This window comes from Clostridium sp. 1001283B150210_160208_E6 (assembly GCF_015669365.1).
Lineage (GTDB): Bacteria > Bacillota > Clostridia > Clostridiales > Clostridiaceae > Clostridium > Clostridium paraputrificum.
The window spans coordinates 60487-80944 of the sequence record NZ_JADPAA010000008.1; the positions used below are offsets into that span (position 1 = coordinate 60487).

The 20458-nt window shown below is 30.5% G+C and carries 16 protein-coding genes; 12 read left to right on the forward strand and 4 right to left on the reverse strand.

Translation table 11 applies throughout. The features are described from left to right. Positions 1-90 precede the first annotated feature (90 nt). Positions 91-1992: a glutamine synthetase gene (locus I4V16_RS10060; RefSeq protein WP_165438813.1), complete on the reverse strand. Its 1902-nt coding sequence runs from the start codon at positions 1990-1992 to the stop codon at positions 91-93. Positions 1993-2236: 244 nt separating this feature from the next. Between I4V16_RS10060 and murI the strand changes: the two genes are divergently transcribed. The 6 genes from murI to I4V16_RS10090 all read left to right on the forward strand — a co-directional run bounded on the left by murI (position 2237) and on the right by I4V16_RS10090 (position 10029). After that, positions 2237-3010 carry a glutamate racemase gene (murI, locus tag I4V16_RS10065; protein ID WP_027098594.1) on the forward strand — a complete coding sequence of 258 codons (774 nt, stop codon included), beginning with the start codon at positions 2237-2239 and terminating at the stop codon, positions 3008-3010. 166 nt (positions 3011-3176) lie between these two features. Beyond that, the gene (locus tag I4V16_RS10070) at positions 3177-3449 is read left to right on the forward strand and encodes an STAS-like domain-containing protein (protein WP_111937717.1); all 273 of its coding nucleotides are present in this window, start codon (positions 3177-3179) and stop codon (positions 3447-3449) included. 199 nt (positions 3450-3648) lie between these two features. After that, the gene (locus tag I4V16_RS10075; RefSeq protein ID WP_027098592.1) at positions 3649-4170 is read left to right on the forward strand and encodes a peptidylprolyl isomerase; all 522 of its coding nucleotides are present in this window, start codon (positions 3649-3651) and stop codon (positions 4168-4170) included. Between the two features lie 21 nt (positions 4171-4191). After that, positions 4192-4881: a helix-turn-helix transcriptional regulator gene (locus tag I4V16_RS10080; RefSeq protein ID WP_027098591.1), complete on the forward strand. Its 690-nt coding sequence runs from the start codon at positions 4192-4194 to the stop codon at positions 4879-4881. 114 nt (positions 4882-4995) lie between these two features. Continuing rightward, positions 4996-8589, forward strand: a complete 3594-nt coding sequence (locus I4V16_RS10085; protein ID WP_271805949.1) for a S8 family peptidase — start codon at positions 4996-4998, stop codon at positions 8587-8589. Between the two features lie 63 nt (positions 8590-8652). Then, positions 8653-10029 (forward strand): peptidoglycan-binding domain-containing protein, encoded by a 1377-nt coding sequence (locus I4V16_RS10090; RefSeq protein WP_027098589.1) that lies wholly within the window; start codon positions 8653-8655, stop codon positions 10027-10029. 167 nt (positions 10030-10196) lie between these two features. Here the strand turns inward: I4V16_RS10090 and I4V16_RS10095 are convergent, their stop codons facing one another. Both I4V16_RS10095 and I4V16_RS10100 read right to left on the reverse strand, forming a co-directional pair. Then, on the reverse strand, positions 10197-11114 hold the full coding sequence (locus I4V16_RS10095) for a radical SAM protein (protein ID WP_027098588.1): 918 nt from the start codon (positions 11112-11114) through the stop codon (positions 10197-10199). Between the two features lie 64 nt (positions 11115-11178). Continuing rightward, a complete protein-coding gene (locus I4V16_RS10100; RefSeq protein WP_055184287.1) occupies positions 11179-12240 on the reverse strand; it encodes a hypothetical protein in 1062 nt (353 codons plus the stop codon). Positions 12241-12370: 130 nt separating this feature from the next. Between I4V16_RS10100 and I4V16_RS10105 the strand changes: the two genes are divergently transcribed. The 6 genes from I4V16_RS10105 to I4V16_RS10130 all read left to right on the forward strand — a co-directional run bounded on the left by I4V16_RS10105 (position 12371) and on the right by I4V16_RS10130 (position 19075). After that, positions 12371-13444: a hypothetical protein gene (locus tag I4V16_RS10105; RefSeq protein ID WP_153061844.1), complete on the forward strand. Its 1074-nt coding sequence runs from the start codon at positions 12371-12373 to the stop codon at positions 13442-13444. Between the two features lie 237 nt (positions 13445-13681). Beyond that, the gene (locus I4V16_RS10110; protein WP_049178100.1) at positions 13682-14815 is read left to right on the forward strand and encodes an ABC transporter ATP-binding protein; all 1134 of its coding nucleotides are present in this window, start codon (positions 13682-13684) and stop codon (positions 14813-14815) included. Further along, the gene (locus I4V16_RS10115) at positions 14808-16361 is read left to right on the forward strand and encodes a glycine betaine ABC transporter substrate-binding protein (RefSeq protein WP_111937714.1); all 1554 of its coding nucleotides are present in this window, start codon (positions 14808-14810) and stop codon (positions 16359-16361) included. Before I4V16_RS10110 ends, I4V16_RS10115 begins: the two co-directional genes overlap by 8 nt. A gap of 120 nt (positions 16362-16481) precedes the next feature. Next, entirely contained in the window at positions 16482-17408 is a 927-nt protein-coding gene (locus I4V16_RS10120) for a TIGR01212 family radical SAM protein (RefSeq protein ID WP_049178102.1), read from the forward strand. A 21-nt stretch (positions 17409-17429) separates the two neighbouring features. Then, entirely contained in the window at positions 17430-18140 is a 711-nt protein-coding gene (locus tag I4V16_RS10125) for a 2-phosphosulfolactate phosphatase family protein (protein WP_099329215.1), read from the forward strand. Positions 18141-18478: 338 nt separating this feature from the next. Continuing rightward, positions 18479-19075 (forward strand): DUF1643 domain-containing protein, encoded by a 597-nt coding sequence (locus I4V16_RS10130; RefSeq protein ID WP_099329216.1) that lies wholly within the window; start codon positions 18479-18481, stop codon positions 19073-19075. A 31-nt stretch (positions 19076-19106) separates the two neighbouring features. Here I4V16_RS10130 and I4V16_RS10135 read toward each other — a convergent pair whose 3' ends face one another. Continuing rightward, a complete protein-coding gene (locus tag I4V16_RS10135) occupies positions 19107-20282 on the reverse strand; it encodes a class I SAM-dependent rRNA methyltransferase (RefSeq protein WP_049178105.1) in 1176 nt (391 codons plus the stop codon). Positions 20283-20458: the final 176 nt, after the last annotated feature.

The following is a 20458-nucleotide window of genomic DNA, read 5'->3' on the forward strand; positions in this document are numbered from 1 at the left end:
TTGGATAATTCAAAAAGAAAAACTCAGGTTTTGTTGAACAGCTCCCTGCTTACTTAATAGGGGCCGTTCAATAACTTGAGTTTTTCTACATTATATATCTAATAAATTTTTCTTGTATGAAGAATATAGGTTTCTAAGCTCTTCCATTTTACACTCTAGTTCTAGATAAAGTTCAGAGGCATTTGAATAATCTTCATTGATAAATGCTGATTTGATTTTTGTAAATAAACTTTTACTTGTATAAGAATCTTTCATTATATAATGTCTTAATTCATTGATTTTCATCCAATTAGATACATCTAAATCTAAAGCTTTATCAAGAGAATGTAGTGGCTTGAAGCTTCTTATTTCATGAGTGTACTTATTGATTATTCTATTACCTATTTCAGTACACCATCTTTGAAGGGTAGCCATTTTAAAACTATTAATTAATTGATCTGTAAGTACATCGTTTCTTTTTAAAACATTGATTTTTTCTGGATACTTATCTAATGCAGAAAGATTTTCATATATAGTAGCTGGTGCGGTTCCATACATTTTATTTCTTTCTTCTTCAGTGAAATCTTCAAATACATCATCTTCACTTCTGTAAGATCTGTTCTTTTCTAGATAGTCTGCATCTTCTCCGTATTGTTTTGATAACTCTTTAAGAAGATCTTCTTCAGTTTTGTTATTGTTCACTGCATATAGTATACCATCTAACATTGCCATATATGAAACAGCCATTGCAATATATGCATTAGAATGAGGGTTTGGTGAACGCAATTCAAATCTAGTAGCAGCTGGATTGGATAAGTCCCTTATTAAACCTACAAGAACAGTTCTATTTCTTGATGGGTTAGTTGGATGTAATCCAAGGGAAGTTACTATACATATTGGAGCTTCAAATCCAGGCCTTAGTCTCTTTAAAGCGTTATTAGTTGATGATATAAATGGATTCATAACTTCATAGTTCTTTAATATACCCATTAATGCACCATATCCCATTACACTTAAAAAGTCTTCTTTAGTTGCATGGAATAAGTTGATTCTTTTTCCGTTCTTCAATTTTAAACTTACTCCTAGATGTATATGCATACCAGAACCTGCTACGCCATCAAGTGGCTTTGGCATAAATGTTACTTCAAGTCCATTTCTTCTAAATGTTTCTTGAGTTAATATTTTTACAAACAATTCATTGTCAGCAGCTTGAACTGCATCAGCGTATTTCCAGTCTACTTCAAGTTGCTCCATTATGTGATTGAATTGACCTGATGAATCAAGCTTAGCTCGTACTCCACCTACTTCCTTATGTCCCATTTCTGGCTCAAATCCATAAGCCTCCATAAGTAGTAAGGTTTCTTCTAAAGCTGTTCTTACAGAGCCTTTTGTTCTTGTCCAATAATGTTCATGTAATACTTCAGAAGTTGATAGTTCTTCTACTTCCGCATTATCATTAGGTGTTTTAACCCAGAATTCTAATTCTGTAGCAGATGTAATAACTACTTCATCTATATCTTCCTTAGTTATACCATAAGCTTTTATTATCTCGGGTTTTTTATTAAAGATATCAATAAGGTTTTCTTTAAATGTTTTTATAGCTGAACTAAGAATATGTCTTGAATCTACAGCTTTACCATCATGATATAAGAAACAAGGAATTCTTAAGGTACCTATTGGCTTATCAAGAGAAGTATCTATAAAGTCATAGTTATAGTCAACGAACCATTTACAATCTAAATCTGCAACCATATCTACTTTTGCATTATTAAGAGTAGCAATTCCAGGAAGAACAACAGAGGAACCATCAGTTTGCACTGCAACGCCATATAGAAATGAATCTAAGTCATCTAAGAATACTTTAACAGGTATTTTTTCATCAGTATCATTACCAGAAAGGTCAATACCTACAAATGAAACAAATTTTATTTCTGGGTGATTAATTAATATAGATTTTACATCTTCTTTGCTATGTTTATCCTTTGGGATGGTATAAATTAAGTTGTTAATCATAGTATAAATTCTGCCATAATAAATAAAAAATATGAAAATTAGGCGAGAACTTCTTCACATCCTTTCATATATAAGTCGAATAAAATTAATTATATAAATTATAACATTCGTATATGCTTACTTCAAGAAATTATTATGATATAAATAAATTATTCATATTAGTAAATAAATATAATGTATAGATTTATTCCATGTAAAGTAATAAAATAGTTATAGATAAATAAAGTAAATGGAGTGAGAAACTTTGGATAAGAAGAATATGCCTATTGGTTTTTTCGATTCAGGAGTAGGTGGATTAAGTGTCTTAAGAGAGGCTATAAAACTTATGCCAAATGAAGATTATATATATTTTGGAGATTCAAAAAATGCACCATATGGAGTAAGGACGACTGAAGAAGTGAAAGAACTTACATATAGAGCGGTAGATAAGTTATTTTCTAAGGGAGCTAAAGCTATAGTAATAGCATGTAACACAGCTACTAGTGCAGCTGTTGCAGCATTAAGGTTAGACTATCCTGATGTGCCTATAGTAGGTATAGAGCCAGCAGTAAAGCCGGCAGTAAAAATGAAAAGAAGTGGGCCTATAATTATAATGGCTACTCCTATGACTCTAAAAGAAAGAAAGTTTAATAATCTAATGAGTAAATATAAAAATGAAGCAGATATAATACCAATGCCTTGTGCAGGGCTTATGGAATTTATTGAAGCAGGTGATTTAGATAGTAATGAATTAAAGTTTTATCTAAAAGAGAAGTTTAATAAATATGAAAATAAAGATATTGCTGCTATAGTATTAGGGTGCACTCATTATCCATTTATAGCAGATAGAATACATGAAGTTATAGGGGGGGATGTTCCAGTAATTGATGGTGGATTAGGAACTTGTAAAGAATTGAGAAGAAGGTTAGAATTACATGATTTACTGACTGATTCAAGTAAGAAGGGGTCAGTGAGTATATATAATTCATTAGAAGGTAAAAAAATAATTCAATTAAGTAAAAATTTATTAGGAATATAAATCTAAAAGAAGCAGTTGTTAATAGTATTACAACTGTTTCTTTGCGTTATAAAATAAATATAGAAAAAAAGTTTGTTAAATAGTTGACAAATAAAATGGAAATTGCTATATTATATATAGAGAAGAAATTATCAGAAAATTAAAAAAATAAAGAGAGGTGCTATTTATGATAATTAATGTTAAAGAAGTATTAGGAGATAAAATAAATATAGAAGATGCAATTATATTAAGAGATATAATAAAGAGCAGTATAAACGAAGGAATTACATTAGACTTCTCAGGAGTTGAAAATATTCCATCAACATTTTTAACATGTTTATTCGGAGATATAATTAATCAATCAGGAAGAGAGATGATTTTTAACAATGTTAATGTTAAAAATTTATCAAATTATAATGATTACTCAAGAGTAGTATTGGGAACAGCTTTTATTAGCTAAAGCTTGAGTAGGAAGGAACGATAATGAGTAGCTTAAATAAATTAAGGAATCACTATTTAGGATAATATCTAAATAGTGATTTTTTCTATTTTAATTTATTTATTATATTCAATGAATAAGATATAATTAAAACATGAATTATCAAGGAAAGGTATGATAATAATACTAAATATAATCAAAGAAAGGTAGGATAATTATTATGAAGAATCCAATTGTAACTATAACTATGGAAAATGGAGGAGTTATGAAGGCAGAACTTTATCCTGAAGTAGCTCCAAATACAGTAAAGAATTTTATAGATTTAATAAATAGAGGATTTTATGATGGCTTAATATTTCACAGAGTAATTCCAGGATTCATGATTCAAGGTGGATGCCCAGAAGGAAATGGTATGGGAGGACCTGGTTATGGAATAAAAGGAGAGTTTAACAGAAATGGATTTAAGAATGATTTAAAACATACTAAAGGTGTTTTATCAATGGCTAGAGCGATGCATCCAGATTCAGCAGGAAGCCAATTCTTTATAATGGTTGAAAATGCACCACACTTAGATGGACAATATGCTGCATTTGGTAAGGTTATAGAAGGTATAGAAGAAGCTGATAAAATTGTAATGACAAAGAGAGACTATAATGATAGACCTTATGAAGATCAAGTTATAAAAAGTATGACAGTTGATACATTTGGTGAAACTTATGGAGAACCTGAAATTATAGAATAAGCATTAGAAGGGAAGATAAAAGTGAGTAGAGTAGGGGAGAAGATCAAGGAAGCAAGAACAAAAGCTGGTCTTACTCAAAAGGCTTTAGGAAAAAAGTTAGGTGTATCTGATAAATTTATTAACGAAGTAGAAATGGGAAGAAGAGTTGCTCAAGAAGGATTCATAGAAAGAGCAGCAAAAATCCTTAATACAGATTTAAATGATATAAGTATGGTTGTAACAGATGAAGCATTAATGGAAGAAAGAAAGATAACAGAAGTTGCTAAAAAGGAGAAGAAGATTAATGCCAAAATACTTGGAGAAACTTCACCTGTGTGGACTGATGCTTTTTCATCTGTAATGAAAAAGGTAATAATATATGACTATAGCTTAAAAAAGGAGTTAGGAAGTAAAGAACTTCCTATATACTCAAATAAGGTAGAAGGATACCCTGCAGATAAAGTTTTATATATAAAAGTAGAAGATAATAGTATGTCTGGATTCAGAATGATGAAGGATGATATAGTATTTGGTCATTTAGTTAAAGAAGTGAGCAACAATGGAATGTTTCTTATAGAGTATGACAATAAAAGAGTTATAAGACAAATAAAGAGTTTAGGTGGGCAAAAGTTATTACTTATAGGTAATGATGGCTCAGCTAAGACAGAAACAATACAAGTGAAAGAAGCTAAAATTATAGCTAAGTTAGAAAGATTAGAAATACAACTTTAGCTTACTTAGATGATATATGTTGGTAACATATATCATCTTTTTTTATATATTGATAGTGGGATTTTATAAATAAAATTATCAGTAATTTTGTGGGGTTGATTTATTATAGAGAATATAAATAATGCAAGTAATTTACTTAAGAATGTGCCTTTAGAATTTTTAGCTAAATTAAATATAACACAAACATTAAATGAGAATCCTCAAGGAGAGGTTGAGGTGACCATTTTATACGGAGAACCATTTGAAGTGGTAAAAACAATAGTAGAGAATATAGGTGGTAGGATTGAAGATTTAGGATATGGGTATGCTATTGTAAATATACCAGCAACTAATGTTGTAAGTTTAGCACAAAATAATGCAATACAATATATAGAATTTCCTAAGAGTATGATTTTAACTGACCAGGGGAGTAATAGAGCAGCTTGCGTGGATAAGACTAGAAATACTTATTCCCTTAGTGGTGAAGGAATAATAATAGGTTTTATTGACTCCGGAATAGACTTTACTCATCCGGGATTTCTAAATGAAGACGGAACTACAAGAATAGAGTATATATATGATTTAACTCAAGACTCAAGTAAGGTTTATGATAAGGCAACTATAAATACTGCATTAAAGTCACAAGATCCATATTCAGTAGTACCTGTAGAAGATTTAACTGGTCACGGTACACATGTAGCTGGTATTGCCTGCGCTGGAGGAAAAATTGATAAAAGATATTATGGTGTTGCGCCCAAAAGTTCAATCATGATGGTGAAAACAGGTAGAGGGTATTTTTCTCTAAGTACAAGTATAATGAGAGGTTTGAAGTTTCTGACTGATAAAAGTAAAGAGTTGAATATGCCTTTGGTTGTTAATATGAGTTTAAGTACAAATGATGGAGCACATGATGGGAGTAGCTTATTAGAATTATATATAGCAACTATAGCTAACCATGAGAAAGTGACTATAATAGTTGCAGCAGGAAATGAAGGGGATGCAGCACATCATGTTGGTGGGATTCTAAAAAGAAGTAATGATATTAATTTTGAAGTTGATGCAGGTGAAATAGCAGTATTTTTAAATTTATATAAGTCTATATTACCAGCGGTGTCAATAGAGATTATAGCACCAACAGGAGTATCATCTGGAGAAATAGTAATAGAAGAAGGATATAAGGAAGGTGTAATTTCCGGAAATAGGTATAGGGTATTCACAACTGGACCTAAACCATTTGATATGACAGGAGAGATATCGGTTTCTTTATATACGGATGCTCAGTATATTATTGAAGGGGTATGGAAAATTGTTTTAAGAGTATTAAATGAATACAATGGAATATTTGATGTATGGCTACCTGTATCAGAGGGATTAAATATAAATACAAAGTTTCTACAACCTAGTATAGATAATACATTAGGTATACCCGCTACAGTAGATAGTGTAATTTCAGTAGGAAGTTATAATTATTTAACAAATAATATTTCTCCGTTTAGTGGCAGAGGAAGAGCTAACATGTATTTTGAAGCAAAACCAGAAATAGTTGCGCCAGGTGAAGGGATTACATCAACAATTCCTAATAGGTCATATGATACAAAGTCAGGAACTTCTATGGCAGCTCCCCACGTTTCAGGAATATGTGCATTAATAATGGAATGGGGAATTGTTAAAGGGAATGATCCTTATTTATTTGGGAACAGAGTAAAATACTTTTTGGTAACTGGAGCAAAGAGAGAAAGAAGAGATGTAGATTATCCAAATACAAGTTGGGGGTATGGGGAGGTTTGTGCATATAATAGTTTGCAACAGATATTGGATGTTTTAAATGTTATTAATGTAAGTAGTTTTAGGGAGAGTAAAATGAATAGGCAACAAGGAAGGTTTGATACTATAGAAGAATATTTGAATTCATATGCGAATTCAGATGAAATAGTTGGTACCTTGGTAGAGTTTGCAAATGAGGAACGTTTTAAAGAGCTTAATAATATGCCAAATACAGAAGTAACAACCATATCGGAAAGTTATGGAATAGTATATACCCCTACAAGTAACATTAAGAATATATATCCGTATATATTTGGAGTTGTAGATGATATAAATCCTCAAATTTTTACGTTAACTGATGAAACTCCAGCTGAGGCAAGTAATGCGTTAAATTATCATACTAATCCATACTTAAGTTTAAATGGAAAAGGCGTATTAATTGGAGTAATAGATACGGGAATAGATTATTTAAACACTGAATTTCAAAAAGAAGATGACACCACTAGAATAGTAAGGATATGGGATCAGACATTAGATAATATAGGGCAAGAGATAAATGGTTTAAAGATGGGTGTAGAGTATACAGAAGAACAAATAAATCAGGCTATAGCTCTTAAAAAGTCTGGAGGTGATCCATATAGTATAGTTGCTACTAAGGATACAAATGGTCATGGAACTATGGTAGCAGGACTTGCAGCAGCAAGAGGTAAAAATCCAGATTTAATAGGTATAGCTCCTAATTCGAGTATAGCAGTTGTTAAGTTAAAGGAAGCAGCTGATATAACACTTGTATCTGCTGGATTAACAACAGAAGGAAGTAATAGATATGGATATGTTAGTATATTGCTTGCATTAAGGTATCTAACTTCTATATCTAGTGAGTTAAATATGCCAACAGTTATGATAATTCCATTAGGAACAAATTATGGTGAACATAGTGGTAGAACTATAGTTAGTGGTGTTATTGATAGGATAGCTGGCACTTTGGGAAATGTCGTTGTTGTAGGAACTGGAAATGAAGGAGATACTGATACCCATACAGAAGGTAATATAAAAAGTTCTGGGAGTACAGAGGTAATTGAATTAAGGGTTGGAAAGAACCAAAATACATTGAATTTTGAAATATGGATAAGGCAACCTAATAGTGCATCAATATCCGTAACATCACCCTCAGGTGAAGTTATAGATAGAATATCTCCAAAGTCTGGAGGTAGAAGAAATATCAAGTTCTTATATGAAGGAACTATAATGTCTATAGATATAGATATGCCTAATGAGGCTACTGGTGATGAAAGAATAGTAATAAGGAGTATATATTTAAAAGAAGGCATATGGAAATTTACCTTATATGGAGAATATGTAGTTGATGGTATGTATTGGGCTTGGTTACCACAAAGAGTTTTATTAGATTCAGACACAAGATTTTTAAAGCCATCTCAGTATACTACTTTAATGTTACCTTCAACAGCTAATTCAGTAATATCTGTAGGTTATTATAACCAAAATAATAATGCTACAGTGGGAGCTTCAGGTAGAGGTTATACTACAGATGGAAGAATAAAGCCAGATGTTGTAGCAGGAGGAATTAATGCACCAATAGTAAGGCCAGGTGGAAGTGTAGGGGTAGCAAGTGGATCTTCAGTTGCTACAGCAATAGTTGGAGGAATATGTGCTTTAATATTGCAGTGGGCTGTAGTCGATAGAAATAAACCTGAAATATATGCTACACAGGTGAAGTCTTATATTATTAGGGGTACACGTATGAGAGGTGGAGATGTTTATCCAAATAGAGAATGGGGATATGGAATTATAGATATGACTGGAATATTGAATGCTATGAGAGGAAATTATGGCGAAAATGTTACTTCAAGGTCATATAGAGAAATATCTTATGGCAATGATATTGTTGATAATAGGTATGAAGAATTTAATATAGGAGGGCTATTTATAAGAAAACCATTATAGCTGTATCACAGATGATTAGTACTAAGCATAATATATGATGAAACAATTTTATAGGAGATATTAATGGCTGATATAGGTCAATTAAAAGTTCAATGCTTTAGAGGAGAAAGCGCAGTACCAATAGATAACTGTAGAGTAACTATAAATCCAACAACTAGTGACCAAGTCCAAAATATAAATGCTCTTGGTAACAAAACTACATCCCCTAACAATCCAAGTGCAAGTAATATCAATACAACATTACTTACAGATTCTTCAGGTTTAACTCAAGTAATAGATTTATCAGCACCACCACTAGATTATTCTCAAGAACCTACTAATAATGTACCTTATAGTCTTTATGATGTTTTGGTAGAAAGGGATGGGTTTAGTCCTGTATCAATAAGAGGGGTACAAGTGTTTCCGCAATCAACAGCCTTACAGAAAGTAAGTCTTCAAGAAAATGCAAATAGATCAAGTAGAGCAGAAATAATTATAATTCAACCCAATACATTAATTGGTAATTTCCCGGCAAAGATACCAGAATCTCCAGATAAACCTCTTCCACCACCTACAGGAGGAGTTGTATTACCAAAACCTGTAGTTCCAGAATTTATAACAGTTCATCAGGGAAGTCCTAATGATGCCTCTGCGCCTAATTATAGAGTTCCGTATAAAGATTATATAAAGAATGTAGCTTCATGTGAAATATACTCTACATGGCCAGAGAGTACAATAAGGGCAAATGTATTTTGTATTATATCATTTACATTAAATAGAATTTATACAGAATGGTATAGAGGAAAAGGGAAGAATTTTGATATAACAAGCTCTACAGCTTATGATCATGCATTTAATTATGGAAGAAATATTTATGATAGTATAAGTGCTATTGTTGATGAAATATTCTCCACTTATATTAGGAGATTTGGAAGAAAACAACCACTATTAACACAGTATTGTGATGGGAAGAATGTAACTTGTCCTCAATGGCTAAGTCAATGGGGTAGTAAGTATCTTGGGGATCAAGGTTATATACCTTATGATATATTAACTTATTATTATGGAAATGATATTGAACTAACAACAGCTGAACAGGTTAGTGGTAGTCCATCTTCATATCCAGGATTTGATTTAACAGTAGGTTCAAATGGGGAGTCTGTTAGACAGATACAAGAATTTTTAAATAGAATTGCACAAAATTATCCTTTAATTCCTAAGGTGGCAGTTGATGGTACTTATGGTGAAGCTACTGCAGAAGCAGTTAGAGTATTTCAAGGAATATTTAATTTACCTAAAACAGGAGTTGTGGATTATGCAACATGGTACAGGATATCTGACATTTATGTAGGCGTAACGAGAATAGCAGAATTAAGAAGTGAAAATATATTTTATCCACCTAACTCCAGAGAAATGATCAGGGGAGGTAATTCTGCACCTTTCTTTAATTATCCAAATTAATAGATATAAAAAAGAAACTCTTACTGTTATGTATGAGTTTCTTTTTCACTGTCTAGAAAATTATAAGATTTTAATTAGCTATAAATCAAGGGAATAGATATTTGTTTTTCTGTGACTTGGAGCTTGCGACGGAACAAGCAAAATAAATATCCATCCAACCTTTCTTATTATTTATCGGATAAGACCCCTTGAAAGTTAAAGTTAGGAACGTATTCAGTTGTATTTGAACCTTCATCTTGAATAAATCCATTAATTACTCCCAATTCACTAGCGTAATTAATTAGTGAATTGTAATGTTTTGGATTTAAAAATTTATTTATTTCTGGATATTTAGATGAGTTATGCATTGGTGTGTATTGATTCATTATGCTTATATAAACATCATCACCAAAAGTAGAATATATTTTATCTATAACTTTCTTAGAATCAAATAATAAGCCAGGAAGCATTAAATGTCTTATAATAACTCCTTTAAGAATTCTACCTTTATCATCAAAGGATGGCTTACCAGTTTGCCTAACCATTTCTTTTAATATGGGAATTATTTCAGATGAATAATCTTTTGCCTTTGAATATTTTATAGAATATTTATCATCAAAATACTTAAAATCTGGAAGATAAACATCTATATATCCATCTAATAACTTGATAGTTTCTAATGTATCATAACCATTAGTATTATAAAGGATAGGTAGTTTTAATCCTTTATATTTAGCTATTTCTATGGCTTCTATTATTTGTGGTACATAGTGGGTAGGCGTAACAAGATTTATATTATTTGCGCCTTTATTTTGAAGTTCTAAGAAAATATCACTAAGTCTATTTATGGTTATTTCAGCACCCTTATATTCTTGACTTATTTCATGGTTCTGACAAAATACACATTTTAAATTACAATGTGAAAAAAATACTGTACCTGAACCATTTTCACAAGATATAGGTGGTTCTTCCCAAAGGTGTAATTCTGCTCTAGCTACAATTAGATTATCATTAGCAGTGCATATACCTAGTTCACCATTTAGTCTATTAACACCACAATGCCTTCGGCATAAATCACATTTTTTTAATAGGTAATCATACTTCATTTAATATCACCTCATAATTTATACTTATTAAATTATAAGACTGATATTAAATACTATCAACTATCTAGTTAGTCATTTCTTTTCTATGTTTAAAATAAAAAATAATACATTGTGTTATGAATATTAAGCTTAAGCATCCAAACATTGGATAAAGAGTAGATATTAAGGCTCCAAATCCAATTTGAGATATTGGTAATGCTATGGCTAAAACTATAACTATACCTAAGTTGAACTTAATTTTAAATGTTTGTTCTAATGTTTTTCCTATAGAGTATACGTCCGAAACTTCTGTTGAGAACATTTCTAATAAAATAATCATTGATAATATAGCTTGTACGATTGGACCAAAGCGTTGAGCTATGAATAATAGTGGTATTTCATACTCGTATATATATGGTTGATTTATTAAAAGCAATGAGTTTATTGCAAGGGATAAGAAAGTTAGTCCTAATGCACCTAATACTATACCTATAATCATAGTTTTTGACTTTTTCATTTTTGTACTAAGAGGAACAAGAACACCTGAACTACATAATATGTTATAGCCTGAATATAGTAATGTAGATATAAAAACACCACTTTTTTTTGCTGGAGCATGAATAATATTATCAATTGTCATTACATCATTACCAAATGCAATATACAAAGTAGTTATTAGGGAAATTGTTAGTATTAAGCCAGGAACTATAAAACTATTTACTTCAATTAATCCCTCAGTTCCTCTAAGTAAAAAGAATAAGGATATACAAAGCATGATTAAAGTTCCTATAATTTTTGGAATACCAAAAAATTGATGTATTAAGGCTCCGCTTCCAGCTAGTATAATTGATGCGCTTGAAATAAAGTATAGCGTAGTAATAATTCCAGTAAGCTTTCCAAAGATATTAGGGCTAATTACTTGCATTACTTCGCTATATGAATTTAATTTATATAAAAGGCTTATTTTTGATATTATAATTCCCATTACTATATACAAAGCTCCACATATAAAAATTCCAATAAAACTTTTGGGCCCAAAGGAAGTGAAAAAGTTAGAGATTTCCTTTCCAGAGGCAAGTCCAGCACCTACGATTGTTCCAATGAATACAACAGCTACTTGAAATATTTTAAGCAATTCTTTTTTCAATTAAAAACCTCCTTTCAAACTTGTTCCTATACTTAATATATAATGTGGAATATTCAAATATTCTTTAGTAAATGTATAAGGGAATTTTTCTTAGGAAAACTAAGAAGGTATAATGAAGGGAGTAATTATTATGAAAAGAATCGTTTCATGTTTTTTATCTAGTGTTTTAATGTTTTCTTTTATAGGATGCTTTGGGAAAAATTTTGATGTAAATTCAGATGTTTTCAATATTAAGAAGGCTGGGGAAATAGCAAGTAATTATATGGAGAATGTAACTAGGGGAAATTTTGATGAAAGCAATAAGATAAGTACAGAAGTAATAAAAGATAATGAAGAAATAAGAAAAATACAAAATGACAATATAAATGGATATAAATTAGATAAGCTTTCAGAAGGAGCAGATCATGCATACTTCACTTATATTGTGGTTAAAGAAGAAAAAGATGAAAGCAGAATTGATTTAGATACAGTTGTAATAAAGGTTGTAAAGAAAGATAAAGAATATTTAGTAGATGAAATTAAATCAACAAATGAAAAACAGGTATATAAAGTTGGAAGTACTTTAAGACTAAGGGATTATGAAATAGGAAAGAGCCAGTTATTATTAAGAATGAAGGACTTACCAAAAGAGGTATATCCTAATAGAGATAATGTAGTAGTAGATAAAGAGAGTGTTCCAGAAGGATCATTTAATAAGATGGGGATAGGCTTTTTGGGAAATAAAGTTGCATTTACAACAACGAACGGTTTAAGAACATTTATAGGTCTAGCCATTGTTGAGGATACTAAGCCTACAGTTGGAGATAATCAAGGTGGAGGAGACGCACCATCCCAAAGTGGTGGAAATGTTGATGAAGCAATTCAAGATGCCTTAGAGATGCCAATATTAAATAAGTTAGTACCCTACGATGTAGTAGATGGATCTATAGTGGAAAAGTTACTTTTTTCAAATGATGATGGAGAACTAATAGTTCAAATTAAAGAAGAGGGTAAAGGAAGTGGAATTAGAATATATAAAAATCCAACAGGAGAATTATTAAAATTAAACTTAAATGAATATTTTCCTGTAGAAAAGTATTCATCAGATGTAGTAAGAATTGATGATAATGGTGTTTTTATTACAGTGAAAGCTATAGGAAGTGATAAGGAGAATGAAGGTACATATAAAATAGATGTGGAAGATTTAAAAGTATTTAAGGAATAGAAGGTAGAAAGTTAATCAATATATTGGTTAACTTTCTTATTTTTTAGCAATCAAGAGTTAAGTTAAAGATTACGTAGGAATACATAGAAGTTTAAGCCCTAATTACAGTAGAAGATGATAAAGATGCATAAAATGGAAGATTAATGGAAATACAAAGGTTTATAAAAAATGGAAAGTATAATATAATTATACTAACAACTTGTTTTTTTTGTATAAGTTGTTAGAGGGAGGGGAAATATGATAGAGTTTAAAGGTATAACTAAGCAGATAGGTGATAAAGTTATATTACATGATATAAATCTTCATATTAAAGATGGTGAATTAGTAGTATTAATTGGGCCAAGTGGCTGTGGTAAAACAACAACATTAAGGATGATTAATAAGTTAATAAAGCCTACAGAAGGATCTATATTCATAAATGGAAATTCAATTGCAAGTGAAGATACTATTCAGCTAAGAAGGCAAATAGGATATGTAATTCAAAATGTAGGATTATTCCCACACATGACAATAAAAGAAAATATAGAATTAATACCTAAGTTAAAAAAGGAGCCATTAGAAAAAATAAATAAAAAGACAATTGAATTATTAGATATGGTTGGACTTAATTCAGATGAGTATATGAATAAGTACCCTGCTCAGTTAAGTGGTGGTCAGCAACAAAGAGTTGGTGTTGCAAGAGCATTTGCGACTGATGCTAACATAATATTAATGGACGAGCCTTTTAGTGCATTAGATCCAATTACACGTAGTTCTTTGCAAGATGAATTACTTACTCTTCATCAAGAATTAAAGAAAACAATAATATTTGTAACTCATGATATGGATGAAGCTATAAAGATAGCAGATAAGATATGTATTATGAATGGAGGAAAGATACAACAGTATGATACTCCTGAAAATATATTAAGAAGACCAGCAAATGAATTTATTAAAGAATTTATAGGAAGTAAGAAAATTTGGGATACGCCTGAATTTATAAAGACAAGGGATATTATGATACAAGACCCTATTAAGGTAAAGCCATTTAGAACTATAGTTCAATCTATTGAAATGATGAAATCGAATAAAGTTGATAGCTTACTTGTAGTAAATAAAGAAAATCAGCTTATAGGTCTTGTTACATTAAAACAAATAAGAAGAGAGATACCATTAGATACAAAGATTGAAAATGTAATGGAAAAAGAGTTGTTATATGTAAAAGATGATGACAACCTAGTAGATGTATTAACAATAATGAATGAAAACTCTGTAGGGTATTTACCTGTAGTTAACGAGAGTAAGGTATTAGTTGGTTTGGTTACTAAGAGTAGCTTGATTTCTGTTTTAAGTCAGCAATACTTAGAAGAGGAGGTAGAAGCTAATGAGTAACTTTTTTAGTTTTATTTTAGAAAGAAAAGAGCAAATATTATCACTATTAGTAGAGCATACGTTTTTAACTATGTTAGCAATTGCTTTAGCTATATTAATAGGAATTCCTTTAGGTATACTTATTACAAATATTAAGCCTCTAAGAAAACCTATATTAGGATTAATAAATACATTGCAAGCAGTACCATCTATGGCTTTATTAGGATTACTTATTCCATTACTTGGAATAGGAACTGTTCCTGCTGTAACTACTGTTGTTTTATATTCTCTTTTGCCAATAGTAAAAAATACTTTTACTGCACTAACTAATATAGATGAAAATATGTTAGAAGCTGCAAGAGGAATGGGATTAACAAAAAGACAAACATTAATTAAGATAAAGATACCAGTCTCTTTGCCGTTAATTATGTCTGGAGTAAGAATATCTGCGGTAACATCAGTTGGGTTAATGACTTTAGCTGCTTTTATAGGGGCTGGAGGGCTAGGATATCTGGTATTTACAGGCGTACAAACAGTAAATAATAATATGATTTTAGCAGGAGCTATACCAGCTTGTATTCTAGCTTTAATTATAGATTTTATATTTGGAAAGATTGAGGTTGCAGTAACTCCTGTTGGACTTTTATCCGATGGAAAGAAAAATAATAATAAGGTTCTTAAGGTAATTGGAGTTATACTAGCTATTTTATTAGTGTTTACAGGTATATCTAATATATTTAGTGGAAAAAAAGGCGATACAATTGTAGTAGGATCAAAAAATTATTCAGAACAATTGATTTTAGCAAATATGGTTGCAGATTTAATAGAAGAAAAAACTGACCTTAATGTAGAAAGAAAGTTAAATTTAGGAGGAAGCTCTGTTGTATCATCAGCTATACAAAAAGGAGAGATTGATATGTATGTTGACTATACAGGATGTTTACTCTTAAATATATTAGGCGAACCATTAATAAGAGATAAAGATGAAATTTATAATAGAAGTAAGGAGTTAATGGAGGAGCGATATAATTTAACATTATTAAATCCTCTTGGTTTTAATAATACTTACACAGTAGCAACAACTAAAGAAATTGCAGATAAATATAATATAAAAAAAATATCTGATTTAGCTAAATATAATAATCAATTTATAATCAGTCCTACAATGGAGTTCGTTAATAGAGATGATGGATTAAATGAATTAAGTAAATTATATGGATTAAAGTTTAAAAGTGTAAAGGCCATGGATGGAAGTCTTAGATATTCAGCCTTAAAAAATGGTGATTGTCAATTTATTGATGCATTCTCTACAGAAGGATTATTAAAGGCTTTTGACTTACAGGTTTTAGAGGATGATAGAGAATTCTTTCCCCCATATAATGCAGTTCCTGTTATAAGAATGGATACTTTAGAAAAATATCCAGAGTTAAAAGAAGTTTTATCTGTATTAGATGAAAAAATAGATGAAGAAACAATGATAGATTTAAATTATAAAGTTGATAAATTAAGTAAGTCTCCTGAAGAGGTAGCTAGGGAGTTTTTGATATCTGAAAACTTAATAGAATAATATATAAATAGCATCAAGTATATTGGTGCTATATTTTTTTGGAAACACTAGGATTTTAAATTTTAAGTTTAATTTGTTATTATAGAAGATGATATGTTATCAAAAGAGGAGGAGATTTCCATGGTGAAAGACTGGGGAGGAAAGAGATATAATAATTTAAATTATTTCCTAAGAAATAAATTTGGGGAGAAAGTATTCAAGATTTCACTTGATGGGGGATTTTCTTGTCCTAATAGAGATGGAACTATTAGCAAAGGTGGATGTTTATTCTGTAGTGAAAGAGGATCGGGAGACTTTGCAGGGGATAGGGACTTTTCTATTGAGAAGCAATTTATAGAGATTAAGGACATGATGAACAAGAAGTGGAAGCAAGGAAAGTATATCGCCTATTTCCAAGCATATACTAATACCTATGCACCTGTAGATGTCCTAAAGAAAAAGTATGAAGAAGCTTTAAGCCAAGAAGGTGTAGTAGCTTTAGCTATAGCTACAAGACCTGATTGTTTAGGAGAAGATGTATTAGATCTTTTGGAAGAGATAAATAAAAAGTATTATGTTTGGGTAGAACTTGGTTTACAGACGTCTAATGATGACGCAGCTAGAAAGATAAATAGAGGATATAATTTAGATGTTTTTGAAGAGGCTATCACTAGATTAAAAAAGAGAAATATAGATTTTGTAGTTCATGCTATATTTGGATTGCCAGGGGAAACGAAGGAAGATATGTTAAAGACAGTGGATTATATTGCTCATAGTGGTGCTCAAGGGATTAAGTTTCATTTATTGCATTTAATGAAAAATACACCTTTAGTTAAAGTTTATGAAGCTGGAGGGTTAGAATTCTTATCTCAAGAGGACTATATTGATTTATTATGTAAATCAGTTTGTATGTTACCACAGGATATGGTTATACATAGACTTACAGGTGATGCACCTAGAGATTTATTAATAGGTCCAATGTGGAGTTTAAAAAAGTGGGAAATTTTAAATGCTATAGATAAAGCATTTATAGATAATGATATTTATCAAGGGAAGACATTTAAATAATTAATTTTTGGGGATGAGATTATGAAAGTAGATATTATTATTTCAGCTGATTATATTAGAAAAGATCTAATTGAAAATAAGGTGGTAGTAGTAATTGATATGCTTAGAGCAACTTCAGTAATTACTACTGCATTAATGAATGGGTGTAAGAAAGTAATTCCAACATTAACAATAGAAGAAGCTCTAAAGTTGAAAGCTTCCATAGGAGAGAAAGAATGTATATTAGGTGGAGAAAGGAAAGCAGTAAAAATAGATGGTTTTGACTTATCTAATTCACCATTAGAATATACAAAAGAAATAGTGGAAGGAAAAACTATAGTAATTACAACTACTAATGGAACAAGAACATTAACTAGCTGTTTAGAAGCTAAAAAGATATTTGTTGCTTGCATGTTAAATGCATCAGCTGTTGCTGAAAAGTTACTTTCATTAAATGAAGATGTTGTGATACTTAATGCAGGCACTAATGGTCAGTTTTCAATGGATGATTTTATTTGTTCAGGCTCTATTATAAAAGATCTTATAGAGAAATGCGATAAGTTAGAGTTAACAGATTTATCAAAGACAGCACTACTTTCTTTTGAAGGTAATCCTAATATTATTGATTTTATTAAAGAAGCAAGGCACTATAATGTGATGATGGGTCTAGGCTTAGAGAATGATATAGGCTATTGTATAAAAAAGGATCTAACAACTATAGTTCCTGAATATAAGGATGGAGAAATAATTTAGCTTAAAAATATAAAGAACTAAAAAGCCCTGGAAACAGGGCTTTTTAAACGTCTAGATCAGTTTAAAAAATTTGGGGTAGAAAAGCCTTATGAATACAGTGCTTGAGTGGTGAAAATATATTAAGACGTTAAAAATAAAAATTATAGTGCCACCACAGAACACCAAAAGCAAGTTTTGGAACCTGTGGCATGGCTGAAAAAAGTGACTTCTTCGCTAAAGCGTGGCGCGTGGCGAAGCCACTTTTTTATTTCACTGAATTTATAAAAACTCATATTATAGGAATAAGTTAAACATTTACAAAGTAATTATTAGTAATATACGATCAAAGGGGAGTAGTAATGTGTAGATGTAAATATCCTAAAATTATAAGTAAAAAAAATATTAATTTAGTTGAGGATGAGCTTGGAGATAGATGTTATAAGACATCATTTACACTTGATAGTGATGGAAAGAATGTTTTAATAATATCAAGAGCACCTAAAGGCATAGAGAGTGATAGTTGTAATAGTGAGTATAGAAGAATAATAAAATATTTAAGCGGCAAAAGTTCAGAGCTTAAAGGTATTAAGAAAATAACAATAGTAAATTTATTTGTATTTTATGAAGTTAATAAAGAGGATTTATTTAGAGAATATTTATTAGAGGGAAAAGAATATGTGGAAGGTAATGATAATGAAGTTATCAATGATAGAATTATACGAGATGAAATAAAGGAAGCAGATTATATATTCTGTGCATGGGGTGAGCCGCCAGAAGGAATGTATGATTTGTATTCAAGTAGGGTAGAAACAGTTTTGAGGATATTAAGGGAAGAAATAATGTCTAGTAAAAATAAGAAGTATGCATTAAAAGTTGGAGAAATTAGTAAAAAAGGATATCCTAAGCACTGCTTAGCATGGTCTTATAAAGATGAGATAAAGAATTTATTAGAGTGAGAGTTTATTTTTAAACTCTCACCCTGAAAAGTTATACAACTTGGAATATAAAGAATTTTAAGTAGTAGCTTTCATCAGAATTCCAAAGTATTGGGTGGTCGGCTGACTGTGTTCTAAATTCTACTTGTCTTAAGATTCTATGGGCATCATGAGCAGCTTCATTTATTGTGGATTTTAACAAATCTTCACTCATGTAGTGAGAACATGAGCAAGTAATGAAGTATCCACCTGGTTTAACCATTTTTAAGCCTCTAAGATTAATTTCTTTGTATCCTCTTTTTGCCCCATTAATTGTATTTCTTGATTTAGTGAATGCTGGAGGATCTAGTATAACAACGTCAAATTGTTTTCCTTCTTTTGACCAAGATGATAAGACATCAAAGGCATTGTGGCATTCAAATTTAACTATATCTTGTAGGTTATTAAGTTCAGAATTTCTAGTTGCACAATCAACAGCATGCTGAGATACATCAATACCTAAAACTGATTTAGCGCCAGCGATACCAGCATTAAGAGCAAATGAACCAGTATGAGTAAAGCAGTCTAGTACATCCTTATCTTTACAGATTCTATGTATTGCAGCCCTATTTTCTTTTTGGTCTAAGAAGAAACCTGTTTTTTGTCCGTTTTCTAAGTCAACTATATATTTAACTCCATTTTCAATAATTTGAACATTAGTATCAAATGGTTCTGTTAAAAATCCTTTAGTTTGTTCTAATCCTTCTATTTCTCTTGTAGCCAAATCGCTTCTTTCATAAACTCCTTTAGCTCCAAAGTCATTTACTAAGATATCAACAATTATATCCCTATATTTATCCATACCTAAAGTTGAAATTTGAATTACATAATAATCTTCAAATTTATCAACAGTAAGACCAGGTAATAAATCAGCCTCTCCAAAGATAAATCTACAAGAGGAGGTATCTATTACAGTTTTTCTGTATTCCCAGGCAGAATCAAATCTCTTTTTAAAGAATTCCCTATTTATTACTTCATCTTTATCTCTTGTCATTATTCTTATAGTTATCTTGCTTCTGTCGTTGATATAACCTTTGCCTATGAAATATCCTTTATGATTATAGACTTCAACTATATCACCATTCTCATAGTCACCATCATATTCATTAATTTCATCTATATATATCCAAGGACGACCATTTTCAGCTTTTTTGTTTTTACCTTTATGTAAATAGAATTTACTATTCATATAAAAAACTCCCTTCATTAAACTCTTTTCGATTATACCAGTAATATTATTATTTTTATAGGGAGTTAAAATAGAAAATAAAAATTTGTTTGCATTACTATTGAAAAGTATGAAAAATTTGGTAGAATAGATTTAAAAATATTTTAAAGTATATTAATAAAAATTGGGGGCAATAA